Source organism: Pseudomonas sp. GW823-FHT03E05 (assembly GCF_058796855.1).
In genome coordinates, this window is sequence record NZ_JBXAJB010000001.1 from 1,297,454 (window position 1) to 1,320,922 (window position 23,469).

General features: G+C 64.7%; 17 protein-coding genes and 1 riboswitch. Of the genes, 5 read left to right on the forward strand and 12 right to left on the reverse strand.

From position 1 onward, the window contains the following. Positions 1-2: 2 nt before the first annotated feature. A complete protein-coding gene (locus tag AC1RCO_RS05760) occupies positions 3-1,391 on the reverse strand; it encodes an HlyD family type I secretion periplasmic adaptor subunit (RefSeq protein ID WP_015635596.1) in 1,389 nt (462 codons plus the stop codon). Continuing rightward, on the reverse strand, positions 1,388-3,529 hold the full coding sequence (locus AC1RCO_RS05765; RefSeq protein ID WP_401400057.1) for a type I secretion system permease/ATPase: 2,142 nt from the start codon (positions 3,527-3,529) through the stop codon (positions 1,388-1,390). The genes AC1RCO_RS05760 and AC1RCO_RS05765 overlap by 4 nt, the downstream gene beginning before the upstream one ends. Positions 3,530-4,046: 517 nt before the next feature. On the opposite strand from AC1RCO_RS05765, the gene AC1RCO_RS05770 reads away from it, so the two are divergent. Further along, positions 4,047-4,814 carry a substrate-binding periplasmic protein gene (locus tag AC1RCO_RS05770; protein ID WP_492617494.1) on the forward strand — a complete coding sequence of 256 codons (768 nt, stop codon included), beginning with the start codon at positions 4,047-4,049 and terminating at the stop codon, positions 4,812-4,814. A 69-nt stretch (positions 4,815-4,883) separates the two neighbouring features. Here the strand turns inward: AC1RCO_RS05770 and pelG are convergent, their stop codons facing one another. From pelG to AC1RCO_RS05810, 8 genes are all read right to left on the reverse strand, one after another. Then, complete coding sequence (pelG, locus tag AC1RCO_RS05775) at positions 4,884-6,254, reverse strand: exopolysaccharide Pel transporter PelG (protein ID WP_011061266.1); 1,371 nt, start codon at positions 6,252-6,254, stop codon at positions 4,884-4,886. Beyond that, on the reverse strand, positions 6,255-7,787 hold the full coding sequence (pelF, locus tag AC1RCO_RS05780) for a GT4 family glycosyltransferase PelF (RefSeq protein ID WP_015635593.1): 1,533 nt from the start codon (positions 7,785-7,787) through the stop codon (positions 6,255-6,257). Then, on the reverse strand, positions 7,784-8,773 hold the full coding sequence (locus tag AC1RCO_RS05785; protein WP_011061264.1) for a HEAT repeat domain-containing protein: 990 nt from the start codon (positions 8,771-8,773) through the stop codon (positions 7,784-7,786). The genes pelF and AC1RCO_RS05785 overlap by 4 nt, the downstream gene beginning before the upstream one ends. Then, positions 8,751-10,121, reverse strand: a complete 1,371-nt coding sequence (locus AC1RCO_RS05790; protein ID WP_015635591.1) for a PelD GGDEF domain-containing protein — start codon at positions 10,119-10,121, stop codon at positions 8,751-8,753. The genes AC1RCO_RS05785 and AC1RCO_RS05790 overlap by 23 nt, the downstream gene beginning before the upstream one ends. A gap of 5 nt (positions 10,122-10,126) precedes the next feature. After that, complete coding sequence (locus tag AC1RCO_RS05795; protein ID WP_011061262.1) at positions 10,127-10,648, reverse strand: transporter; 522 nt, start codon at positions 10,646-10,648, stop codon at positions 10,127-10,129. A gap of 28 nt (positions 10,649-10,676) precedes the next feature. After that, positions 10,677-14,273, reverse strand: a complete 3,597-nt coding sequence (locus AC1RCO_RS05800; protein ID WP_492617495.1) for a tetratricopeptide repeat protein — start codon at positions 14,271-14,273, stop codon at positions 10,677-10,679. Next, positions 14,251-17,061, reverse strand: coding sequence for a bifunctional glycoside hydrolase/polysaccharide deacetylase family protein (locus tag AC1RCO_RS05805; RefSeq protein ID WP_015635589.1), 2,811 nt, complete (start codon positions 17,059-17,061; stop codon positions 14,251-14,253). The genes AC1RCO_RS05800 and AC1RCO_RS05805 overlap by 23 nt, the downstream gene beginning before the upstream one ends. 80 nt (positions 17,062-17,141) lie before the next feature. Next, entirely contained in the window at positions 17,142-18,074 is a 933-nt protein-coding gene (locus tag AC1RCO_RS05810; protein ID WP_492617496.1) for an NAD-dependent epimerase/dehydratase family protein, read from the reverse strand. A 361-nt stretch (positions 18,075-18,435) separates the two neighbouring features. Beyond that, positions 18,436-18,640: riboswitch (cobalamin riboswitch) on the forward strand. A gap of 110 nt (positions 18,641-18,750) precedes the next feature. On the opposite strand from AC1RCO_RS05810, the gene AC1RCO_RS05815 reads away from it, so the two are divergent. Both AC1RCO_RS05815 and AC1RCO_RS05820 read left to right on the forward strand, forming a co-directional pair. Then, complete coding sequence (locus AC1RCO_RS05815) at positions 18,751-20,901, forward strand: TonB-dependent receptor (protein ID WP_492617497.1); 2,151 nt, start codon at positions 18,751-18,753, stop codon at positions 20,899-20,901. A 165-nt stretch (positions 20,902-21,066) separates the two neighbouring features. Then, positions 21,067-21,366, forward strand: coding sequence for a DUF7693 family protein (locus tag AC1RCO_RS05820; protein ID WP_065364046.1), 300 nt, complete (start codon positions 21,067-21,069; stop codon positions 21,364-21,366). 9 nt (positions 21,367-21,375) lie between these two features. Here the strand turns inward: AC1RCO_RS05820 and AC1RCO_RS05825 are convergent, their stop codons facing one another. Further along, positions 21,376-21,717: a lipoprotein gene (locus tag AC1RCO_RS05825; RefSeq protein WP_015635586.1), complete on the reverse strand. Its 342-nt coding sequence runs from the start codon at positions 21,715-21,717 to the stop codon at positions 21,376-21,378. Positions 21,718-21,935: 218 nt separating this feature from the next. Here AC1RCO_RS05825 and AC1RCO_RS05830 point away from each other — a divergent pair, with 218 nt between their 5' ends. Then, positions 21,936-22,196: a hypothetical protein gene (locus tag AC1RCO_RS05830; RefSeq protein WP_053151631.1), complete on the forward strand. Its 261-nt coding sequence runs from the start codon at positions 21,936-21,938 to the stop codon at positions 22,194-22,196. Positions 22,197-22,205: 9 nt separating this feature from the next. On the opposite strand, the gene AC1RCO_RS05835 is transcribed toward AC1RCO_RS05830, so the two are convergent. Beyond that, positions 22,206-22,649, reverse strand: a complete 444-nt coding sequence (locus AC1RCO_RS05835; protein WP_011061255.1) for a nuclear transport factor 2 family protein — start codon at positions 22,647-22,649, stop codon at positions 22,206-22,208. Between the two features lie 137 nt (positions 22,650-22,786). Between AC1RCO_RS05835 and AC1RCO_RS05840 the strand changes: the two genes are divergently transcribed. After that, on the forward strand, positions 22,787-23,407 hold the full coding sequence (locus AC1RCO_RS05840) for a TetR/AcrR family transcriptional regulator (RefSeq protein WP_123397379.1): 621 nt from the start codon (positions 22,787-22,789) through the stop codon (positions 23,405-23,407). The last annotated feature ends 62 nt before the right edge of the window (positions 23,408-23,469 follow it).

Below are 23,469 nucleotides of genomic sequence, written 5' to 3' on the forward strand. Positions count from 1 at the left end.
GTTCAACGCTCCCGCAACGCTTCGGACTGATACTCGCGAATCGGGCTCAGCAGGTAATTGATCACCCGCCGCTCGCCGGTGCGAATCTCGCCGGTCACGCTCATCCCCGCCTGCAAGGGCATCCAGCCCTGCCCCGCGGCAATGGCCGCACGCTCCAGGCGAATCCGCGTGGGGAACACCAGCCCCAGCTGTTCGTCCTTGATGGCGTCACCGGAGACATGGGCCACGGTGCCGCGCAAGGTGCCGTAGCGGGTATAGGGAAACGCATCCACCTTGATCTCCACGGGCTGGCCGGCCCTGACGAAACCGACGTCCTTGTTCAGCACCATGACCTCGGCATCCAGCTCGGCCCCCTCGGGCACGATCACCAGTAACTGCTGCGCCGCTTGCACGGCGCCGCCCAGGGTATGCACCGCCAGTTGCTGGACCACACCGTCCACCGGCGCCAGCAGGGTTTGCAGGCGCTGCCGGTCGCGGCCACGGATCAGTTGCTGCTCGAGCACGGCGATCTCCTGTTGGCTGCGGTTGAGCAATTCATGCTGTTCGCGCTGGGTCCTGGCCAGGAAGCTGTCGCGCTGCTCCCGACGGTTCTGCGCCTGGGCCTTGAGCACCTGCAGTTCGGCCTGCTGCTGGGCCAGCGAACGCTCGACGTCCAGTTGCTCCTTTTCCTGCTCAAGCAATTCCACCAGGGGCATCAGTTGTTCGGCGGCCATCGCCCGGCGTGCATGGAGCCGTTTGCGCACATTGCTGGCCAGCTTGCCCAAGGCGCTGATCTCGCTGCCCCGGGCCCTTTGATTGGCCTGGTTGATGGCGATTTCGGCGTTGAGGCTGTCCAGGTTGGCGCTGATTTCCTTCCAGGTACTGAGCAGTTGCTCCCGGGCCGCCGCGGCTTGCTGTACATCCAGGCCAGCAGGCGTCTGGTAGCTGTGCAAGGGGTCCGGGGTCAGCAGTGCACGGGCCCGGGCCAATTCCAGACGCTTGAAATCCAGTTGCGTGCGCAACTCGCTCAACTCGGCGTCGATGCCGATCGGGTTCAGCGCCACCAGCACCTCGCCGGCCTTGACGCGCTGCCCGTCACGTACATGGATGGCCCGAACTTCACCCGCCTCGTGCGCCTGGATCACCTTGGTGTAGCTGGAGACCATGAGGCGCCCGGCGGCACTGGCATGAATGTCGAGAAAGCCGAGGATCGCCCAGCCCAGGGCCAGCAGGATCGCCAGGATCAGCAGCAGTGCCGTGCCACGTGCCCAGGGCGCGGGTGGCCGCTCGACAATTTCCAGGTAGCCGGGTTGGAACTCGTATTCGTCGCGGCTGCGCTTGAGCAGCGTCCGCGCGTCACCCAGGCGCTGCCAGGCGCGGCGCCAGCGAGACAACAGTGCACCGGACCTCATGACGCCTCCTTGCACAGCGCCTGTTGCAGCGCCCACAGGCGCGAGTAGCAACCGCCGTTGGCCAAGAGCTGCTGGTGGCTGCCCGATTCACTGATGCGCCCCTGTTCCAGGGCGATGATGCGTTGGCAATGCCGTACCGCAGACAGGCGATGGGCAATGATGATCACCGTGCGTCCCTGGGCGATGCTCGCCATGTTGTCCTGGATCAGCGCTTGGGATTCGTCATCCAGGGCGCTGGTGGCTTCGTCGAAAATCAGGATGCGCGGGTCGCCCATCAGTGCCCGGGCTATGGCGATGCGTTGCCGCTGGCCGCCGGACAAGGAGCTGCCGGCTTCGGCCAGCACCGTGTCGTAGCCCAGGGGCAGGCGCAGGATGAAATCATGGGCACCGGCCAGGCGCGCCGCGGCGATCACGCTTTCCAGGGAGGCGGTGGGATGGCGCAGGGCGATGTTGTGGCGCACGCTGCGGTTGAACAGGTAGTTTTCCTGGAGCACCACGCCAATCTGGCTGCGCAACCAGGCCGGCTGCAACTGATCCAGGGGCAAGCCGTCGATCAGGATGCGCCCGCCATCGGGGGTGTAGAGTTTCTGCAGCAAGCGGGTCAGCGTGCTCTTGCCGGACCCGGACGGCCCGACGATGCCCAGGGTCTGCCCCGCGGCGATCTGCAAGTCCAGGCCGCGCAGCACCCACTCAAGTTCCGGACGGTAGCGGAACACCAACTGTTCGATGCGCACTTCGCCACGCAACGCCTGTGCCGGGCGCAGATCCCCCTCGGCCTGCTCCACCGGCAGGTTGAGCATGTCGCCCAGCTTGTCCACCGACACCCGCACCCGGACGAACTGCTGCCAGACCTCGATCAGCTTGGCCACGGGCTGGCTGACGTGGGACAGCATCATGTTGAAGGCAATCAACTGGCCGATGCTCATTTGCAGGTCGATGACCCGGCTAGCGCCCCAGCAGATCACCGCCACCGCGGTGACTTTCTGCAACAGCATCACGGTCTGGCTGATGGCGCTGCCCAGGGTCTGGCTGGCAAACCCGGCCTCGACCATCTGTGCCGTCTGCGACTCCCAGCGACGCTGCATGCGCGGCTCCACCGCCAGACTCTTGATGGTTTCGCTGCTGCTGACGCTTTCGTTGAGAAAGGCGGTGTTGCGCGCCGCGCTGTAGAACTGGCGCTCGATGCGCTTCTCCAGCGGGCCGGTGCTGAACCAGGCCAGCAGCGCATACAGGGGCAAGGTCAGCAGCACCAGCAGGGTCAACGGCCAGGAAATCCAGGCCATGACCGCAAAAAACACCAGGGTGAAGGCCACGTCGACACACAGGGTCAGCAGCGAGCCGGTGAGGAACTCGCGGATGCTGTCCAGCTCCTGGACCCGGGTGATGATCGCCCCCACCTGGCGTTGCTTGAAGTACAGCAGCGGCAGGCCCAGCAGATGGCGCAAGAGCTTGACCCCAAGGCCGATGTCGATGCGGTTGGCGGTGTGCGCCGCCAGGTATTCGCGCAAGCCCTTGAGCAGCACCTCGAACAGGCCCACCACCACCAGGGTCATCACCAGCACGTCGAGGGTCGACAGCGCCCGGTGCACCATGACCTTGTCCATCACCGCCTGGAAGAACAACGGGGTCGCCAGGGCCAGCACCTGCAGCAACAGCGAGCACAGCAGCACTTCGCCCAGTATCCGCCGATGGCGCAGCAGCTCCGGTACGAACCAGGACAGATCGAAGCGCAAACCGCTCTGGCGCAAGCGAATCACCTCCCCGCTCCACTGCTCGGCCAACTGCTGGCGATCGAGCATGTCCGGGGTCGGCATTGAAGGTCGCTGCACCAGCGCCTGGGTGTCCGAGAGCCGCGCCAGCAGCATGAATTCGCCGCTCTGGTTGCGCCAGGCAAGGGGCAGCATCTTCGGGGTCAGTCGGGTCAGCGCCAGGCGTTCCAGGCGCAGATCGACACCGGCGTTGCGTGCATAGTCCCTGACCGCCTGGCGCAGGTCCCGCGCAGGGTCAGGGTCCAGGGGTTGCGGGGCCGCGGCTTGCGGTACGCGTTCCTGGGTCAGTTGCAGCAGCAGATGGCAGCAGGCCAAGGCTGAGTGAACGGCCGTATCGGCCGCGGATGATGGGGCAGACAGCGCTGTCATAGCGGAACATTCGCTGAGGACAGGCTGCGGGTTGTTGCAGTATTGGCTGGCATAGACCGCTCGTTGCTTGCTCCAGGGGGCGTGGAGACACGAACGCAGTCTGAGTCAGCCAATTACGAATGATAATCAGCAGTTTGATTGAAGCGTTTTAACTAAAACTTAAGGCTGTCCCGCAAATGCCCCGCATGTTCATACGGCGCATGCAGAGAACCCTGGCCCCAGGCTGGAGAGGGAGGCGAGAGTGGCGAGAGTGGCGAGGCTACTGATATTGCGCTGCCCAAGGCTGTTCAACGTGAGTATCAGCGCGTACCAGTCGCTGCCCTCACCGGTTGCGCCAGCCCTGAACGGTGATGGCAATCAGCGGTCAAAATAATCCGTCAAACCCAACCGTCTCTGCACATAACCCTCTAATCTTGGCGGCATGTTTTGCAGGTCGTTGCGGGTCGGTCTCTGCACGTGTCGAATACGCAGCGTTAATCCGAGAGCATGAAATGCCACTGTTTGTTGAGTTACTGCCATGACTCATATGATCCAATCGTTGCGCCAGCGGGGGGCGCTGATCCTGACGACGCTGCTCGTTCTGACGGCCTGGGTGCCCTCAGTGTCTGGCGCCGAGTCCCGTAGCTTCGACCTGTACATCGCCGAAGCGCCGCCTTTATCGATGCTGGACCCGTCCGGCCTGCATGGCATCCTCGGCGACGCGACGCTGGAAGCGGCGACCCGAGCCGGATATACGCTGCACTTTATAGAAGTGCCTTGGGCACGAGCCCAGCAAAGCGTACGCAAAGGCGTCGACAAGCTGATCATTCCCCTGTCGCGCACGCCAGAAAGAGAGGCTGATTACACCTGGATCGCGCCCATCATGACCATGGACAGAGCGTTTTTCAGCCTCGACAAACGCGTCCAGAGCATGCAGCAGGCACGGGAAACCTTTGCCCGTATCGCCGTTGGCCGAGGCAGCGCCCAAGAGCAAAAACTGCGGGCAGAGGGCTTTAGCGATACTCAGATTTATCCGTTTGAGATTGGTGAGAATCCGGCGCAATTGCTGCTGATGGGGCGCGTCGATGCCTGGTTCAATGGCATTCCCGAAACGCAAGCTATCTGGCGCAAGCTGTCAAACAGGACGTTGCAGGTCAGTCCGTCCTTGATGAAGACCGATCTGTATCTGGCCTGCTCCAAACAGTGCGATGCGGTGCTCGTACGCCACTTGCAGGCGGCAGTCGAGACACTGCGCAAGGACGGCACGCTGGAGCGGATAAAAAACGCCTACCTGAAAGAGCCGTGATCCGTTCGGCCCTGTACCAGGCTTGCGCTGGCGTCATGAACGCGAGCCTGGAGGGGGCCCGTGCACGCCTCAACGCGACAGCATGAACGTCTCGTACTCCAGGTCATCCAGCGCCGTCGACAGCCGCGTCAGCCCCAGCAGCACGCAGATCAGCAGCGACAGGGTAAAGCCATAGCCGAAGAAGCTCGGCCCCAGGTGCAGGCTGAGCAGGGTCAGGGCGGCATTGAGGGCCACGAACAGCAGGCACAGTTCCAGCACGATGGCGCGTTTGTCGAGGTAGAAGAACACGTTGAGAATCGCCATGAACACCACCTGGATGCTCACCCCGATCAGGTCGATGTAGAACAGCGGCAGGTAGTAGCTGGACATCCCCAGCCACTCCAGCAGGCGCGGGCCGAAGAGGAACAGCAGGACCACCGTCAGCCCCTGGACCTTGCAGATTTCCAGCAGGCCCTGGCGGATCGAGAAGGTCATCTCGGCCTTCAGCGAACCGATGTGCTGCAAGGTCTCGCCATCGCGCACGGCACGGAACAGGCGGTCGTACCATTCGGCGAAATCGGTTTCGATGCGCACCAGGAACACCGCCATCCCGGGAATGATCGCCAGGTAAGCGAGGAAGATCGGCAGGTCGTAGAGAATTGACGCGCGCATCGGCCCGATCACCTGGCTCGAAGTTTCCGGGTTGAACCAGAAGATGAACTTGTCGATCCAGATCCCCAGGTTGTAGCAAAGCCCGGTCAGCAGCAGGCTGACAAACACCTGGCGGCGGTCGAGAAAGTCGAAGGCCACCAGCTTCTCGGCCCGGTACTCGCGCAGGATGTCGTAGAGAAACAGGAACAGCAGCGTGCTGTGCCCCAGCAGCAGCGCCAGCAACAGCCCTTCCATGCCCATGTAGCGCAGGTAGAAGGCGCTGCCGACCATCAAGCCATACCCCACCAGCATCACCAGGAGGATGCGGTTATAGGCCTTCATCCCCGAGAGGAAGATGATCACCAGCCACAGGTTGCACAGCACCACGAAGTTGGCCAGGGTCAGCAGGCGGTAGATCAGCGCCTGGTCGAACAGGGTCACCAGCAGCAGGATGCCCAGCGCCCCGGAGCCCAGGGTCACCAGCAAGAGTACGCCCACCAGGTTCGGCAGGATCTGCTCGTACTTGCGCTCGAACAGGCGGTCGGACACGAAACGGGTGAAAAACAGCTGCAGGCCGCCGGTCAGGATCAGCGACGTGGCCATCAGGTAGGTGACGGTGATCAGGAACTGGCGGATCAGGACCTCCGGCACCACCAGCCCGAGGCTGATCACCCCCACCAGCATCACGCTGAGGATCGACAGCACCCAGGGCCCGGAACTGATCAGGCCGGCATAGACATAGGCGTGCAGGGTCGCCGTGTAGGAGTCGCGGGAGAGAATCTTGCGCAGTTCGAAACCGATGCCGGCCATTTACACAGCCTCCTTGTGTGGGGTGCCGATGGCCGTGTGATAGAGCGTGCGATAGCGGTCGAGCATCAAGCGCTCGCTGTAGTAGCGATGTACCCGCAACAGGCCCGCCGCCTGGGCCGATTGCCAGCGTGCGGGGCTGCGCAGCAGGTCGATGATCGCCTGGGAGGTGGCCTGCGGATCGGCGATCGCCACCACTTCCCCGGCCCGCCCCAGGTCCCGGTCGGCCGCCTCGCCGCCCTCGATCAGCTCGCGGCAGGAGCCCACGTCACTGCTGACCACCGGCGTGCCGGCAGCCCAGGCTTCGAGAATCACCAGGGGCTGGGCCTCGCTGATGGAGGTCAGCACCATCAGGCCCAGTTGCGGCAGGATGTCCTGGATTTTCTGGAAGCCCAGGAACAGTACCTTCTGCTCCAGCCCCAGGCTCGCCACCAGGCTGCGGCACTCGGCGACGTACTCCGGGTCTTCCTCTTCCGGCCCGACGATCCAGCCTTCGACCTCGGGCATCACGCTGACCACCCCGCGCATGGCCCGCAGGAAGGTCTTGACGTCCTTGATCGGCACCACCCGGCCGATCAGCCCGACCACCGGCGCAATGCCTTCGGCCCGGGCCTCCAGGGCCTGGGTCCAGAGCTGCAGGTCGATGCCGTTGGGGATCACCTGGGTGCGCTCGGGGGGCGCGCCGTCCTTGATCTGGCGTTGGCGGTTGCCGTCGTACAGGGCAATGATCTGGTCGGCGCTTTCATAGACCAGATGCCCGATGCGTTCGAAGAAACGCACCCAGAGCATGCGGATATAGCCGGAGCCGGAATCCATGCTGTCGTTCAGCGCCTGGTTGCTGCTTTCGGCGATCCAGCTGGCCTGGGCCAGGTCGATCTTGCGCTCCTTGGTGTAGATCCCGTGCTCGCTGAGCAGGAACTGGCAGCCCCACAACTGCTTGAGAATGCAGCCCACCAGCCCGGCGTAGCCGGTGGAAATCGAGTGCAGCACCCGGGCCCGCGGCATGTGCCGGGCGGCATTGGCCAGCATCAGCAAGGGCGACTGCATGGTGCGCAGGGTCCAGAAGTAGTTGACGAAGGACGGATCGGCGCAGTGCTGCTCGTAGCCTTCGGTCAGCGCTTCCCAGCTGGGCCGGCTGTAGAGCACGTCGTCCAGGGTGATGCGCCCCTGGGCCAGGGATGCCAGCACTTCGATGCCCAGCTCGGCGGCGGGCTTCTGCGGGTTGTGCAGGTAGCGGTACAGGTTGCTCAGTTCCTCCAGGGACGCGCTGTGGGCCTCGCGCTTGTGCCTGGGGTTGCGCCAGGCCTCTTCCAGGTACACCTCTTCGATATGCACGACGTTGGCCGGAATCTCATAGCGGCGCTGACCATAGGCCTCGCGCTGGCCGCCAATGAACAGCACCGAAAACTGCAGCTGCGGCAGGCCGAGGATCATCTGGTGGATCCAGCTGGACACGCCACCACGCACATAGGGCCAGGTGCCCTCGAGCAGCAGGCAGACATCGGCGATGGGGGTTGAGTCGGGGGTTTTCTTCATGTCCAGGTCCTTACCAGCCCGGCAAAGGGCGGACGTTGCTGCATTTGCGCCGGCAGGCTTCGCAGCAGCCCGGGAATCTCGGCATAGCGGCCGGTTTCAAAGGCGATTTCGGCGCGGAACGGCAGGACCTTGGCCGGGTCCATGCCCGCCTCCTCGGCCTGGTGCATGTGCAGGCGCGCCTTGCCGACGTCACCGCGTTCAAGGGCGATGCGCCCGGCCAGCAACAGCAGCTCGCCGCCCTCCCCCAGCTTCAGCGCCTGTTCGGCATGTTCGCCGGCCTGGCCCAGCACGTGCTGCTGCACACTGCCCTGGGCCAGGCCCAGGTAAGCCAGTTCCCAGTACCAGCGGGCCAGCGTCGCGTGCAAGGCTCCGGCCTTCTGCGGCGCCGCGCCGGGCAGCTGTTCCAGGGAGGACTGGATCCGCTGGTTGATGTCGGTTTCCTGCTTGTCGAGCATCGAATACGCCAACAGCCGCACATCGTCGCTCGGGTCACCCAGGGCCAGCTTGAGGATCGGCACCGCTTCCTTGCCCGGCATCCGCCGGGTGGCGAGCAAGGCCGCCAGGCGCTGGTCGGGGTCCGGCGCATGACGCAAGACATCCTGCAGCCCGCTGTCACCGAAGGTGGGCGAATGCAGTTGAGTCTGAGCGCGAAACGGCAGGTCGGGAATGCCCACCGCCTGCCACGTCTGCGCCTCGCGCTTGCGCGGCAGGTACAGCGCCGGAAAGATCGCGGCAATCACCCCGACGGCCCCGATCAGCGGCACAAAGAACGCCAGGCTGAAGATGAACAGCGGGCTCCATGGCAACGGCCGGCGATAACGCGCCGGCAGCAGCAGCCAGACCGCCGCGGTGAGCAGGCCACAGGCGATGCCATGGGTCATTGCATACAGCAGCGCGGTCTGCAGGTCGGGCAGCTGCGCCGTCAGGCTGGCCCAGCTGCCGATCTCGAAAAACAGCGCTCCGCTAAACAGCCACTTGCTGATCATTCAGGCCACACTCGTTGTACAGGAAGTTACGCAGCCCATCGCGTTGCCGGGCCGACTCCAGGTCGTAGGGCAGTACCTTGACCCCCAGGCCGGCCAGCTCCACGCTCATGCCGAAGTGTTCGTGGACCAGCTTGCCCAGGCGTGCCAGGTAGCCCTGGGCGCCCTCGGCGCTGGTCAGCGGCAACAGCACCAGCAACAGTTCGTGCCCGCGTGCATTGGCCAGGCTCAGGTGCAGGTCCAGGCCACGCTGGCTACGCTCGAACAGCCGCGCCAGTTCATCATTGGGCTGGGTCAGCTCGAAGGCATAGAGGCAACCGGACAGGCCGTGGCGCTCGACATCCACCAGTGAACGCTTGAGTTGGCGGGTGAAGTGCTGGGCATCGGCGCTCTGCAGTTGCAAAACCTGCGGGTCCGGGTGCAGCAGGTCGGCGATATGTCCGGCGAGCAGGGCCAGCAGGCTGAGGGTGCGTTCCTGGAAGGCAAAGAACGGCATCTGCCGCACCGCCAGAATCGCCAGCACCTGGCCCTGGGTGTCCACCAGCGGAACACAGGCCTGCAAGGACGACACCGAGGCCTGGGCGCCGCTATCCAGCAGCTCCTCACGCACACTCACCAGCTCCTCGCGCTCCAGGCACATACGCACCAGCAGGTCCTGGCTGTCCAGGGGCCCCATGGTGCCGATCGAGGCCAAGAGGCTCAGCTGTGGCGCCGCACTGGCGCCCTGCTCCACCCGGTACAGCCCGGCCACCCGCAGCGAGCCGTACTGGCCGAGCAGGGTCAGCACCGGCTCGGCCAGCAGGCTCAGCGGGTCGCCGCCATTGGGCGCCGCGCGCAGCCGATCACGCAGGCCCAGCAGGGAACTGCGCAAGCTCTGGTCGCTGCCCGCCAGGCGCTGCTCCAGGCGGTCATGGGAGACCCGCAGAATCTGGTGCGCCCGGGTGAAATCATCGAGCCGGTACTGGCGGTACTCGTTGGCCATCTGCAAGCGCAGCAAACGCCGCTCCCAGAGGTCGCGCACCTCGCCCACCAGCATGCCGCAGACCAGTACGCCGACAATGTAGGACGGCGCGACCTGGGCGTAGCTCGCCAGCCCCGAATGACGCAGGGCAAAGAACGCCGCTACCAGCAGGCTGGCACTGATCAGGCCGCGAACAAACCCGTAGCGCACCCCCAGCAGCAGCGGCGCCAGCACCGACCAGGGAAACTCGCCCTGCACCTGCAAGGGGTCCTCGGGGGCCAGCCACAGGCCGACGCCGATGACCAGGGCGGTCACCAGAAAGGTTTCCAGCCAGGACGCCGGACCGCTGGCGCGGGGCGCCAGCGCATAGTCCATGTGTGGAGAGTTCATGGCAGTCACTCGATCCGAAGGCCACCGACAAGCTTGTCGAGCACCTTCTGGGCGGCCCCGGCCAGGCTTTCCCGGGACCAGCCGGCGCGGGCCCCGCTATTGCTCCACAGCACCTTGCCGGTACCGGCCTCGACCACCCGCAGGCTGATGCCCACCGCCGGTTCGCCATCCAGGCCGTTCTTGTACTGCCACTCCTCGACGCTGCCGGACACCACATAGTCGAGCTTCTGCTCCCGGGCCCAGTCCATGGCCCCGGCCAGGCGCTCGTTGTCGTCGAGCAGGGCCTGTTCGCCCTGCCCCGCCGTACCGGTGTAGACCTGGGGTTGCAGGCCGCGGCTGCTCAGCACGCTGAGCAGAATCTGCTCACTGCGCTCGCCGGCCTGGGGTGTCTGGGAATAGTTGACCAGCGGCAGCACGCCCCAGCGCGCACTCTTGGACAACTCGGGGCTGCTTTGCCCGGTGAAGCTGCTGCACCCGGCCATCAGCAAGGCGACCATTGCCAGACTCACGCAACGAATGGATTGCATAAGGTTTACTCCTCTTTGAATTCCATGATCAGCGTCCGAAACGCACGCTGTAGCTGACACCTGCAGTGCCCCCGGACTTGCCTGCCCCGCCTTGCGGCGCGGACTGGTAGCCAAGGGTCACTGCCAATTCGTCATCCCCTATCACCTCGGTGCCGACACCGGTACTGATGGCGTAGTTGATGGTGTTGTCGGTCCACTGCCAGCCGGTGCTGACATCCACCAGCCAGGTGTATTGCCCCCGCGTGCGGTTCAGCGCCCCCGGGAAACCGCGCCGCCAGGAACTGCCGAAGAACAGCTGGCCGTAGCGCTTCTGCAGCAGGGTCTGGCTGGTGATCTGCTCCGGATTGTCGAGATCGGCCCCGGCCAGATCGATGCCTCCGCCCAGGGTATTGGCCAGGTCGGGCAGCGAACGGTTGTTCAGGCTGTTCTGCTGGTAGTCGATACCGCTGCGCAATTCCCAGTTCGGCCCTTCGAACTGCAAGGTGTGGTCGAACTCGATCTTCAACGCCTGGCCGCTGCCCAGGTCATCGCCGCCGCGGGTCGAGAACCAGCGCTGGGCCAGGTTCCAGGACAACTGGTCACGGGCCGAATAGCGATGCCGGCCGCCCACCCAGACATCATCCTGCTGGCCGAAGGTGCGCATGTATCCGCTGTCCTCGTTCTTGCGGTGCCAGTCGGCACCGACGTCCAGCTCGTTGCCGCTGTCCAGTTGCCAGGTGCGGCTGGCACCCAGGCCGTTGCGGTCATCGTCCTTGCGCAGGCTGCTGTCGAAGATCAGCTTGTAGTTGCCGTTCTCCAGCTGGCGCTGCAAGGTCAGTTCGGTGTTGGTCTCATTGCCCAGGCGCGACTCATCCAGCACATCGCCGCTGTAGCGGCCCTGCTCCAGGACCAGCTTGGCGTACCAGTTGTCGTTCAGATAGCGCGCGGCGGTCAGGCGCGGGCCGTCGAACACCAGGCCGCCGTAGTCCTGGCGCTCCCAGGCGATTTGCATACCCTGGGGCGTGCGCTCCGTCATCTCGATGGCCTGGCGGCGCAGTTGCTCGCGCAGCGCCGCCGGTTGCTCGTCACCCAGTGCCGAAAGGCCCACCGCCAGCGCTTCGCCGCTGCGGCCCAGGCTGTTCAAGGCCTCGACCTGCTGCGCCGGGTCCAGGTCGCCGCTGGCCACCAGGCGCTCCAGGGCCTGGCGATTGCTGCCGCGCAGGGCTTCCTGGATCTGCTCGTAGCGGCTGACCTTCAGGCCGCGGCTGCGGGCCCAGGCCAGCCACTCATCCTTTTGCGCCGACTGATTGAGGTCATCCAGGCGCGCGAGGAACTGATCGAACCACAGCTGCAGCATCGGCTTGGAACCGTCCTGCCATTGCATGGCCTTGTTCTGCGCCTTGCGTGACGAATAGCTGCTGGCCAGCAGGCGCAGCCAGGTGGCATAGCCCTGGGGCGTGGCGCGGATCTGCTCCGGGCTGACCTGGCGATCGAGCCGCAGGCGCAAGCGCTGGGCCGAATCGGCATAACCGGCGCCCTCCAGGGCATCGGCATAGGCGGCCTGGACCATCCAGTCCCGGGGGTTGGCCTGCAAGTACAGGCGATACCAGGCCAGGGCCTCGGTATTGCGCCCGAGCAACTGGCTGGCGGCGGCGAACGGCAGCCACAGGCTGCTGTCACTGCGGGCCAGGGAGCGCCATTGCTGCAACAGCGGCTTGATCTCGCCCGTGCGGCCCAGATCGACATACAGCCACAGCAGCCGCTCACGGAAGGTGTTGTCGTCCGGGAAGCGGCTCAAGCCCTGTTGATACAGGCGCAGGGCCAGATCGGTCTGGCCCTGCTGCACCGCCAGCGCGGCGCGGGCGGCCAGCACCTGGGACTGGTCGCTGGCACCCGGGTACTGCTCGGCTTCCTTGAGCAAATCGACCACCAGAGGCCAGTCCTGGAGTTCCTGGGCCAGTTGCAGGGCGGCCACCAGGCGCTGCGGGCTGTGGCCCTGGCGCCAGCTGTCGACGGTCAATTGCAGGGCCTTGCGCGGATCGCGGGTGCGATACAGGGCAATCAGCTCGCTTTCGTCGCCTGTATTGAGCGAGCCCTTGATCGCCAGCATCTTCTCCAGCGCCAGCTGCAGCTCGTCGTCCAGCTCCAGGTCCCAGGCCAGGGCGGCGCGGGACTGCCAGTAGTTGAAGTCCTTGATCTTGTTGCCATCCACCGCGGTGATGACTTTCCAGGCCCCCTGGCTATCGAACAGCTTGAGGTGGTTGTTGGCCCAGTCCACACGTTCGGTGCTGGTCAGCGGATAGCGCTTGGCGAACTGCTTCCAGACCACCAGGCGCTGCGGGTACTGCTCGGTGTTTTCCAGGTTCTGCAACAGGCGCACCCAGGCCAGACGCTGTTTCGGGTATTTGGCGACATAGCGGCGCAGCCACTTTTCTGCCTCCTCGGGCGTCCCCCTGGACTCTTGCGCGTAGACCAGGGCATCGAGCTCGACGTTGGTCAGGGCGCGGCTGTCCATGATCCCCGCCAGCAGTGGGATGCCCCGGTCGAAGTCGTAGGTCTGCATCGCCAGGCGCCAGGTGTGCTCGAACTGCGCCGGGTCCTTGCTTAGCGTGCTCAGGCTGATCCAGTAGCCCAGGGCGGCGGCCGAGTCGCCCTGCCATTCGGCGAGATGGGCCATCTGCTCCAGCAACTGCGGGTCATCCGGCCGCTGTTCGAGCAGTTGCAGGCCCACCGCATGGGCGCCGGCCAGGTCACCGAAGGCCAGGCGCTGCTTGAATTCCTTGGCGAGGATTTCCGGGCTGTCGGGCTGCACCTTGCGCCAGGCACTGAAGAACTGTTCCGCCAGGTCCACGCGGTTGTGCGCCACGGCCACATCCACGCCGCGGTCCAGCAGCGCCGGTTCGAATTCCACGTCCGGCTGTGCGGCCAGCTCTCGGGCCAGCAGCTCCACTGCCTGATCGCCGCGATCGGCCGCCACCAGGGTGGTGAAGGCCTGTTGCAGAAACTGCCGACGCGCCTCGGGGGTCTGGCTGGCATCGAGCAACTGCACATAGAGATCGGCCGCGCGCCCCGGCTGTTCGCTGGCCTGGTACCACTTGGCGGCTTCAGGCAGCCACTGCTCGCGCCGTGTCGGGTCGCGCCGCGCCAGCTCGGCATAGGCATCCGCCGCCAGCCCCGGGGCCTGGGCGCTCAGGGCCAAAGTGGCCAGGCGCTCCAGTTGTGGCGATGGCAGCGGCTTGTAGTCAAAGGCCTTGAAACGTTCGGCCAGGGCCTGCAGGGCCGCGCTGTCGGTGCTGTTGTTCAGCGCCAGGGCATCAAGCTGCAAGCGGTAGTAGGCCTTGAGCGCCGGATCGGGCCGCTGCCACTGGGCCAGGTGTTTTTCCGCCTTGGGGTAGTCCCCCAGCTGAATCAGCAGGTCGAGCAGCTGGGTGCGCAGCTCATTGTTTTCCGGGTGTGCGGCCAGCAGCACCTCGGCGTAGCTGGCCGACACTTCGTCCGGCTGCCCGCCCTTGGGGCGGAACGCCTCTTCATTGCGAAAGGTTGCCCACAGCAGCACGCCGACGGCGATCGCCACCAGCAGCAAGGCCCAGGGGTTGAGCAGCCGCGCGCTGGGCGCCTTGGCCTTAGTTGCAGAGGAGTTGGGCATCACTCACCTGCTTCATGGGAAGTTGGAAATGCCACAGGCCCTGTTCGGACTTGCCGGCGTAGCGTTGGCCCTGGACCTCGACCCGACAGGCGCTGGCCGAACGCACCGAGAATTCCAGGTTGAACTGGCCGGCAAAGGAGAAGCTCACCTGCCGGTCATTGACATAGCGCCAGTCGCGCAGGGGAATGTTGGCCAGCTCCAGTGCCGGGCGCGGATCGCGCTCGGGGCGCAGGGCCAACAGCGCATGATCGCTGCTCAAGGCTACATAGCGCCCCTGGGGCAAGTCGCGCACCCCGGCCACCCCCACCGAGCGGCCGAGGTCCGGCCAACCCAGCGCCGGGTCCAGGCGCAAGGTGCGCAGGCCGTCCATGCCGCGTACCTGCCAGTCGCCATTGGCGGTCCGCGCCAGGCTTGCCTGGTACAGGCCGTGGACCCGGTCCAGGTAGTCACTCATCCACAATGACAGCGGCTGCTGGCCACGCATGAACTGGTAGATGTCGGTCATGGCCTTGATCGACGCCTGCTTGGTACCCGAATAGAAGTGGTAGTACAGGTGGATGCCGCGCAGGCGCCGTGGGCTGTCGGTCAGCTCGAAGGTGTCGATCACATCGCGAAAGCCGTAGTACGGGCCTTTCCAGAGGTTGGTGTACATGTTCTCGTTGATCACCGGAGCGTAGTACTGCAAGCCGCCCGAGGTCGGCCGCAACAGCGGGTACAGGCCGGTGAGCGATGAGTTGGCCTTGGTCAGGATGGTCTGCCCGCCGTTGACGTTTTTCAGCCCGGCGTCGTAGGCCAGCTTGATGGTCTCGGCGCTGGGCAGCGCATCCCCCGGCCAGAAGACCAGCTTCACCGGTTTCTGCGCGGTGGTCAGGCGGCTGTTGATGTAGTCCCGCGAGCCGAGGATCTCGCGCTTGTAATCCAGGGTCTTGTACCCCGGGATATTCAGGCGCAGGCCGTATTCGGCGTGGAAATCCTCGTCCTTCTTGGCCTTCTCCGGCTGCATGTAGAACGGGTGGCTGTAGGTGTGGGTGGCCACTTCGACCTTGGGGTCGGCGAAGATCTCCTGGGCGATGGGCTCAAGCTCACGCGCCAGGAACGGCGACATGCCCTTGGGCCCGACTTCGCCTTCGATGATCGAGACCGAGGTCAGGAACGGGTTGGGACGAATGTAGTCGTCCAGCACCTGGCGCCCGGAATACGGGGTGCCACGCACTTCGGCATGGGACGGGAAACCGTCACCGTCGATATGCACCGTGGCGATCCGCCGACCGTTCTCGGTGGTGGTGTCCGGTCGTGGCTGGGACGGCAGGCGCAGGGCCTTCTGGATAAAGGCGAACGGGTCGAGGATCCAGCGGCTGCGCTCCACATTGGCCTCCACCACATAGGGGGCCAGGGCCATGCCGCCCCAGGCGGCGGTGGCCACCGGGACGTACTTGCCGCCCTTGTCATCGCCCAGCACCAGGGCTGGTTTCGGCCCGTCGGGCAGCAGGCTCACGCGGGTCAGTTCACGGCTGCGCGCCACCACCGGGGCCTCGAAGGCGCCGATCAGGCTCTTGTCCTGGCTCAGCACATGCAGGGCATCGCGAGCCCCCGGCGCCGCCAGGTTCAGCCCCAGGCGCTTGAGCAGCGCCCGGTCCTCGATCGGCAGGCCGGCCATGATCGCCAGGGGCACCTGCTCATCCAGGCGCTGGCCGACCCAGCTATAGAAGGCACGGCTGTCCTCGGGCGGGCCGCTGGTCATCCACAGCACCACCCCGGCGTAAAGGCCGGCGAAGCTGTAGGCAGGCAGGCTGTCGTCCACCGGGAAGTAGTCCACCCGGTAACCCAGGTACTCCAGCAGGCCACCGAGCATGCGGTGCCCGGCGTGATCGTAGAGTTCCCCTTCGCGCGGGTCATAGAGCATGGCGATGCGCCGCGGCTGGACTTCCACGGTGCTCATGCTCAGGGCGTTGAGGTCCGGGGTGGTGACCACCGGTATAAAGCCTTCCTGGCTCAATTGCCGGACCAGCTTGCGTGCCTCTTCCCGACGGTTGGCCGGCAGGTAATCGATGGCCACCAGCGGGATGTTGCGTGCGCGCAGCGGCTTGAGTTCGCCTTCAAGCCAGGTGCGGTCGGCTTCGGAAACCGGGCGGTAACGCTTGGCCGAGGCATCCCAGCCGGCGTGGATGGATTCCACCGCCACGGCCGAGGCGACGCCATCGAGCTCGCCCAGTACCTCGAAGCCCCGGTTGAAGAACAGCTTGAGGTTGGGCAGCCGGCTGTGCAGTTCCCGCAGGAACGAGGCCAGGGCCTTGCGTTGCGGTTCGCGATCGGCCTCGGGGAGCAACTGGAAACTGTCCAGGGTGTCCAGGAACAGGCCGGCGTAGCCCTGGTCCTGCAGCGCCTTGGCACGCTTGAACAGGTGTTCGCGCCAGGCCGGGGTGGCGATGTCCATCACCTGGCTGTCCCAGGCCTTGTTGCGCACGGGGCTCGCGCCCTGGGCCAGGGCCTGCTTGGCCAGGGCAGCGCGGTTGCCGTCGAACTCCCCTACCGACAGGTAGGCGAACGGCTGGCTGCCGAGCTTGCGCAAGGTGGCGACATCGGCGCTGGCCATATGGCCGGGCTCGACCACTGCCCATTCGAACTGCGCCAGCTCCTGCAAGGGTGGCTGCTCGGCGTACCAGAACCCGACACTGGCGGGCGCCGCGGGTGCGGCCTGCACCAGGGTGTTGGTGGCACACAAGGCCAATGCGGTAAACAGGCGTCGAACCACTTTGCAGACATGCCCCCTGCGAAACTCGATATCCATAACTCACTCTTCAGTAGATCAATCTGCACAACATCAGGCTCTAGGGCAGCCGCCATGGCGGGCGCCCCTAAGGCAACGAACTAAAGGCTGCGGTAAAGCCGTTCCAGGCCCTCGGCCAGGCTGCTGGGCGTGCCCAGGTCGAAGCGCTCGCGCAAGCGGCGGTTGTCGGCCTTGGAATGGCGGATATCCCCGGAGCGGGTCGCGCCGTGGCTCACCTGCAGCGGCTTGCCGCTGATCTGCTGCAGGGCGCCAATCAGATCGTTGAGGGTGGTCACCCCGCCGAGCCCGACATTGGTGGCATCGGCTGCCGGCGCGGGGCATTCCAGGCCCTGCACCAGGATCTTCACCAGGTCCGCGACATAGACGAAGTCGCGGGTCTGCCCGCCATCGCCGAACAGGGTGATGGGCCGCCCGGCCTTGGCCCGCTCGCTGAAAATGCTGATCACCCCGGAATACGGCGATGAAGGGTCCTGGCGCGGGCCGAAGATATTGAAAAAGCGCAGGATCACCGGTTCCAGCCCATGCTGGCGGCAGTAGAAGTCCAGGTAGTACTCGCTGGCGAGCTTGTCCGCCGCGTAGGGCGTGAGGGGAGATTTAGGGGTGTCTTCGGCAATCGGCGTGCCCTCGCCGTTATTGCCATAGACCGCCGCACTGGAGGCGAACACCACGCGGCGGATACCGGCCGCGGTCATCGCCTCGCACAGGCGCAGGGTGGCGATGAAATTGCTCTGGTGGGTGGCCACCGGGTCTTCGACCGAAGCCTGGACCGACGCCACAGCAGCCAGATGCACCACGGCATCGCAGCCCTGAACGGCATCCGCCAGGAGTACCGCATCGGCGGCATCCCCCACCAGCAGTTCCAGGCCAGCATCGCCCATGGGCAGATTGCCGACCTTGCCCGTGGAAAGGTCGTCCAGAACCCGCACCGCATAACCCTTGGCCAGCAGTGCATCCACGAGGTGAGAACCGATAAAACCAGCGCCCCCAGTAACCAGTATCCGTTCGGCAGACATAGATCATTCCAAAGAGAAATATCGCGGCTACGCCGTCTGAAGCTAGCACAGCCAACGGATCAGCCCTGGCTACTTGCCATCCTGGCCGTCATGTTTTTAGTGGCTGCTCTGCGCCATAGGCTGTTTCGCCTATTTTCGGAGCAGAGTTCAGCGCTTTGGCGTCAAAAAAACTCAAGATAATCAATCGCTCAGCGCCGACATACTGGGTCAGAAAAGTATAATCGTCAATAATGTGTCGATATTTGTCGATTATTTAAGCGCCAGGAAAAATAGGTCAATATATTGACTTGCCTGGTATAAAGCGCTGAAACCGCCGCCGTAGCTGGCCACATGCCATTGACGCAAGGGCTCGGCAGTGCTCATATGCGCGCCAGTTTCAGGTGTCCCATGCCGCCGTGCATGGGGTTAAACGGGAAGCCGGTGCGTCATTTCGATGATCAGTCCGGCGCTGCCCCCGCAACGGTAAGCGAGCGAAGCATTCGACAGACCACTGTGCCAAGGCATGGGAAGGTGAATGCCTCATGACCCTCGCAAGCCCGGAGACCGGCCTGCAACTTCGTTTGACAACCCCGCGGTGGGCGGGCGCAGTCCGGTTTTCGTGGGCGCGGCTGCCCGCGATTCCCTATGCGTTGTTCCCTCCGGGATTCATTCATTCCTTACAAGTAGTAGGAATCGCATGTCCCGCACCTCCTTGCTGCAACACCTGGCGAGCCCCTGGCTGTGTTTCACCCTCCTGCCTTGCATGGCCTACCCGGCGCTGGCCTTGGCTGAACAGAAAACCTCCCTGGTCTTGCCCGAGACCCAAGTGAGCGGAGTCTCCAGCGCCCCGCAAACCTCTCTGGACACGCCCCTGCCCGCCGGCTCGCGGCTGAACCTCACGGCCCTGGAGACTCCGGCCAGCACCAGCAGCCTGGGCAACGACGCCATCAGCAACCGCAACAACCTCACGGTGCAGGATGCCGTCACCCGCTCCCCCGGCATCACCAGCATCGCCACCCCGGGCAACGGCAATACCGCACTGTCGGCCCGCGGCTTTACCGGGCACTCCTCGGTGATGACCCTGTTCGACGGCGCGCGCCTGTACACCGGCGCCGGCAGCCAGACCTTCCCGGTGGACCCGTGGATGGTCGAACGCATCGACGTGATCCGCGGCCCGGCCTCGGTGCTGTACGGGGAAGGCGCCACCGGCGCGGTGATCAACGTGATTGCCAAGAAGCCCTTCGACGGTGAGATCCACAACCACCTGCGCCTGGGCTATGGCTCCCATGATCGCCAGCAACTGGGCCTGGACAGCGGCGGCTCGCTGACCGATACCCTGAGCTACCGCCTGACCCTGAACCAGCAACAGAGCAATGGCTGGGTCGACCAGGGCCAGTCACGCAGCCTGGCACTCAGCGCGGCGTTACGCTGGCAAGCCACCGACGACCTCGGTTTCACCCTGGCCCATGAACGCGGTGAAAGCGAACCCGCCAGCTATTTCGGCACGCCGCTGATTGCCGGCCAATACCGCGACAGCCTGCGGGACAAGAACTACAACCTGCGCAACGCCGTGCAGCGCTACAACGACGAATGGACCCGGCTCAACACCGACTGGACCCTGAGCGACAACCTCAGCGCCAGCAACCAGCTCTACTACATCAAGAGCCGCCGCCACTGGCGCAACGCCGAAGCCTACAACTGGGTCAGCTCCCGGGAGCAGTTGCTGCGCGGCGACTACCTGGAGATCAAGCACGATCAGGAGCAGATCGGCGATCGCCAGAGCTTCACCTTCAACCACTCGCTGTTCGGCCTGGACAGCAGGACCGTGATCGGCCTGGAGTACAACAGGATTCGCTTCGGCGTGGCCAACAACTCGCCCTACAAGGATATCGGTAGCGACTACATCGACCCGTGGAACCCGGCACCGGGCTACTTCCAGAGCCGCTCGCCCTTCTCGCCCCAGACCGACAGCAGCACCCGCACTTTCGCCCTGTTTGCGGAAAACCGCCTGCAACTGTCGGAGCGCTGGTCGCTGGTGACCGGCATCCGCCGCGACCAGAACCATATCGATCGCAGTGATCTGCGCGCCGGCACCCGCACCGATCGCAGCCTCACCGGCGGCAACTGGCGCGCCGGCCTGGTGTTCGCGGTCACCGATCAACTGTCGCTGTACGGCCAGTACTCCACCAGTGAAGACGGGGTCAGCAACCTGATCAGCCTCAACCCGAGCCAGTTGCAGATGGACCTGACCGAAGCCAAGCAGACCGAGTTCGGGCTCAAGCAGCAGTTCTGGAGCGGCCGTGGCGAATGGACCCTGGCGGCCTACCACATCGTCAAGAAAAAGCTCTTGACCACCGATCCGGTGACCCGCCTGGCGCAGCAGGTCGGCCAGCAATCCGCCGACGGCCTGGAAACCTCGCTGGAGCTGGCCCTGGATCACGGCTGGCAAGTCTCGGCCAACGCCTCGGTGGTGCGCGCCGAGTACGACGACTTCGATGAGGTGGTCTCTGGCAAAGCGGTGTCCCGGGCCGGCAATCGCCCCACCAACGTGCCGCGACGCACCGCCAACCTGTGGCTGAACAAGGCCCTGGCCCCGAGCCTGGAAGCCGGCATGGGCCTGCGCTACGTCGATGCGCGTTATGCCAACACCGCCAATAGCGTCGATGTACCCGGCTACACGGTGCTGGATGCCAACCTCGGCTGGCAGGCCCTGCCCGATGTGCGCCTGGGCCTGCAGGTGAACAACCTGCTGAACCGGCGTTATGCCGCGGCGCAACAGAACAGCGGCCAGCAATGGCTGATGGGTGAACCGCGCTCGTTGTTCGTCACCGCCGACTACAGCTTCTGATCGAGGGGTTGCCGCAAGGCCCTGGGCTTTGCGGCGCCATTTCAGGCGTGCAGTGAGTTCGCCAGCCACTGGCCCGGGCCAGCACAGCGACCAATCGGCACTTGCACCCACGCAGTCGATGGATATCCTGAGCGCCTTTGTCCCTGCACTGCCCGCGAGAGCCCCATGCCCTGCCTGAATGCCCGAGATGTCTGCCAGCGCCTGCGCGATGCCGCCCTTGGCGTTTACCCCCTACGGCCCAGCGCCAGCCATTCGGGCGCTGGCCAGGTGCAGGTGGATATCGAGGGTTGGCAGTTGCTGCTGGATTTCGATGGCCGGCATCTGCATCACTGCCAGAGCTGCCGCAGCGCCGAAGGCGATGTCTGGCAGCTCGATACGCGGCAACGCTTCGGCACCGACCCGGTGAGCCTGCTCAGTACCTGGGAGCTGGCGCAGATCGAAAAGTTACTGAAAGAGGCGGTTTAACACGGCTGGCTACAGGCATTCCTGGGCCGCGCGTTCGAAGCTCGACGGGGCGAAGCTGGAGGCCAGCAAGTGCCGCTCGTAGAGGAACACCTTGCCGCCATTGGGCGCCTTGTAGGCTTCCAGTACGTTGTCTGCAGCCACCTTGCTGGCAACGACAATGCGAAAACCGCGCTGGGTCTGGGAAACCGTCGGGCTCTGGGCGTTGCCTTGCAGCTTGGGCACCACGCACTCGGCATATTCGGCCGGGGTTTTCCGGGTCTGCATGACCAGGGTCGGGTCGTTGGGCGCGGTGGCGCAACCGGCCAGCAGCAAGGTGGCCAGGGTCATGGCGGGAGCAAATAGAGGGCGCATCGGTAAGTCCTGAAAATGTACAGCCTGGTTCGGTGCGCAACGGTTCAGCGTCACGGGCGCTGCCGTTGCGGTCATGGTTTTGGGTCGGGGGCGATTGTCCATGGTTGGCGCCCAAAGCAGAACTTGCGTTGCTTGATTGTCACTATTACTTGAACCGATAGTTGCCCCCCGGGCAGACTGCCCGGCAGCCCGACTACAACTAAAAAAAGGATTTCCCCATGCGCACCTTTGACTTGATTCGCGACGCCGTCCTCCCGGAATTCCGTGAGCGGGTGGCGGACTACCTGGTGGAGTACGAACAGGTGCTGGGTGACAGCAGCGCCGACCCGCAAAGCCTGCGGATCGCCGCCTATCAATTGCGTGGCTACCTGCGTGGCCTGAACACCACCCGGGTCCTGGGCATGGCCGACTGGGAAGAGCTGGACCGGCGGGTGCTGGAGACATGGCTGACCCCGGACGCCGGTGAAACACTCGAATAACCCGCAGTATCAGGGCGCCGGCAGCGCGCCCTTGCTGGCAGCAAGATAGCTGGACAAACGCTTGCCCATTTCCTCTCCCAGGGCCTGCAATCCGCTCATGGGGCGCACCATGACTTCGAATTCGACAATCTTGCCGCCCTCGTCAAAGCGGATCATGTCGATGCCCTTGACCTGTTTGTCGCCGACTCGAGCACTGAACTCCAGCACCACGTTCAGGCCATCGGCGGTGGCCAGTTCACGGTGATAGGCGAATGCCTCGAAGACATTAAGCACCGTGCCAAGGATGGTCGCCACGACCTGGGCTCCCGGGTAGGCGGTATGAGCCATGGGCGAGCGAAACACCACCTTGGGGTCCAGCAGTTCGGGCAAGTCACGCAGGTCTTGCTCGGCGACCATGGCGTGCCAGCGTTGCAAGGATGCGTGGGCCTGAGGCTGAAGCTTGAGTTCGGACATGGGATTGATCCTGGGGTCGTCTTGTTGTAGTGGTGCCCAGGCTACGAGCCAATCTTAGCATCGTCAAGATTGTTGCCCATGATAGGATTCCGGCGTTTTTCCGCCTTCCAGTCGAAGCCATTCGGGGCCCTCCTGACATGACCAAGCACTCCCCGCGGTCGCGGGACGCCTACCACGTGGGCAATCTGGCACCACAGTTGCTCAAAGCGGCCCGACACATGCTTGAGCAAGTGGGTCCGACCAAGCTGTCGCTGCGGGCGGTTTCCGAACGGGTCGGGGTCAGCGCCACGGCGGCCTACCACCACTACGCCAATCGCGCGGAGCTCATCGGTCACCTGGCGGCTCAAGGCTTTCGCGAGCTGGCCCAAGAGCTGCCCACGCACGGCTCCGAGAACGGCTTGCAGGCATTGCGCAACGCCTGCCTGGCCTATTTCAGCTTCGCCCGCGCCAACCCGGCGCTGTACCAGCTGATGTTCGGCCCCGAGTTTGCCGACGGCCAGATGCCCCTTGAACTGCATGGTGCTCGTGACCAGGCTTTCGGCGAACTGCGGCGGATCGTCGCCGAAGTCCTAGAGCTGGACATGGAGCAACCCGAGGTTCGCCGAGCCGCCCTCGCCGGCTGGTCCTATACCCACGGCCTGGCGTCGCTGGTGATCCATCGCGTCCTGATTTTTCCCGCCGGCACCACCGACCAGCGCTTCGTCGACAGCACCCTGCAAGGCTTGCTGCAACTGTTCCAGGTCGAAAAAGGGACATAGACTGCCCGGTGCCTGGTTCGAAACACCCATGGCTGCCGGCAGCTCATTGCATTGCCCACTTA

Coding starts and splice junctions, on each gene's coding strand:
- AC1RCO_RS05805 (WP_015635589.1), bottom strand. CDS start 17,061: ATGGATATCGAGTTTCGCAGGGGGCATGTCTGCAAAGTGGTTCGACGC.
- AC1RCO_RS05835 (WP_011061255.1), bottom strand. CDS start 22,649: ATGTCCGAACTCAAGCTTCAGCCTCAGGCCCACGCATCCTTGCAACGC.
- AC1RCO_RS05765 (WP_401400057.1), bottom strand. CDS start 3,529: ATGACAGCGCTGTCTGCCCCATCATCCGCGGCCGATACGGCCGTTCAC.
- AC1RCO_RS05790 (WP_015635591.1), bottom strand. CDS start 10,121: ATGAACTCTCCACACATGGACTATGCGCTGGCGCCCCGCGCCAGCGGT.
- AC1RCO_RS05840 (WP_123397379.1), top strand. CDS start 22,787: ATGACCAAGCACTCCCCGCGGTCGCGGGACGCCTACCACGTGGGCAAT.
- AC1RCO_RS05760 (WP_015635596.1), bottom strand. CDS start 1,391: ATGAGGTCCGGTGCACTGTTGTCTCGCTGGCGCCGCGCCTGGCAGCGC.
- pelG (WP_011061266.1), bottom strand. CDS start 6,254: ATGGCCGGCATCGGTTTCGAACTGCGCAAGATTCTCTCCCGCGACTCC.
- AC1RCO_RS05785 (WP_011061264.1), bottom strand. CDS start 8,773: ATGATCAGCAAGTGGCTGTTTAGCGGAGCGCTGTTTTTCGAGATCGGC.
- AC1RCO_RS05825 (WP_015635586.1), bottom strand. CDS start 21,717: ATGCGCCCTCTATTTGCTCCCGCCATGACCCTGGCCACCTTGCTGCTG.
- AC1RCO_RS05830 (WP_053151631.1), top strand. CDS start 21,936: ATGCGCACCTTTGACTTGATTCGCGACGCCGTCCTCCCGGAATTCCGT.
- AC1RCO_RS05820 (WP_065364046.1), top strand. CDS start 21,067: ATGCCCTGCCTGAATGCCCGAGATGTCTGCCAGCGCCTGCGCGATGCC.
- AC1RCO_RS05810 (WP_492617496.1), bottom strand. CDS start 18,074: ATGTCTGCCGAACGGATACTGGTTACTGGGGGCGCTGGTTTTATCGGT.
- AC1RCO_RS05795 (WP_011061262.1), bottom strand. CDS start 10,648: ATGCAATCCATTCGTTGCGTGAGTCTGGCAATGGTCGCCTTGCTGATG.
- AC1RCO_RS05815 (WP_492617497.1), top strand. CDS start 18,751: ATGTCCCGCACCTCCTTGCTGCAACACCTGGCGAGCCCCTGGCTGTGT.
- AC1RCO_RS05800 (WP_492617495.1), bottom strand. CDS start 14,273: ATGCCCAACTCCTCTGCAACTAAGGCCAAGGCGCCCAGCGCGCGGCTG.
- pelF (WP_015635593.1), bottom strand. CDS start 7,787: ATGAAGAAAACCCCCGACTCAACCCCCATCGCCGATGTCTGCCTGCTG.
- AC1RCO_RS05770 (WP_492617494.1), top strand. CDS start 4,047: ATGACTCATATGATCCAATCGTTGCGCCAGCGGGGGGCGCTGATCCTG.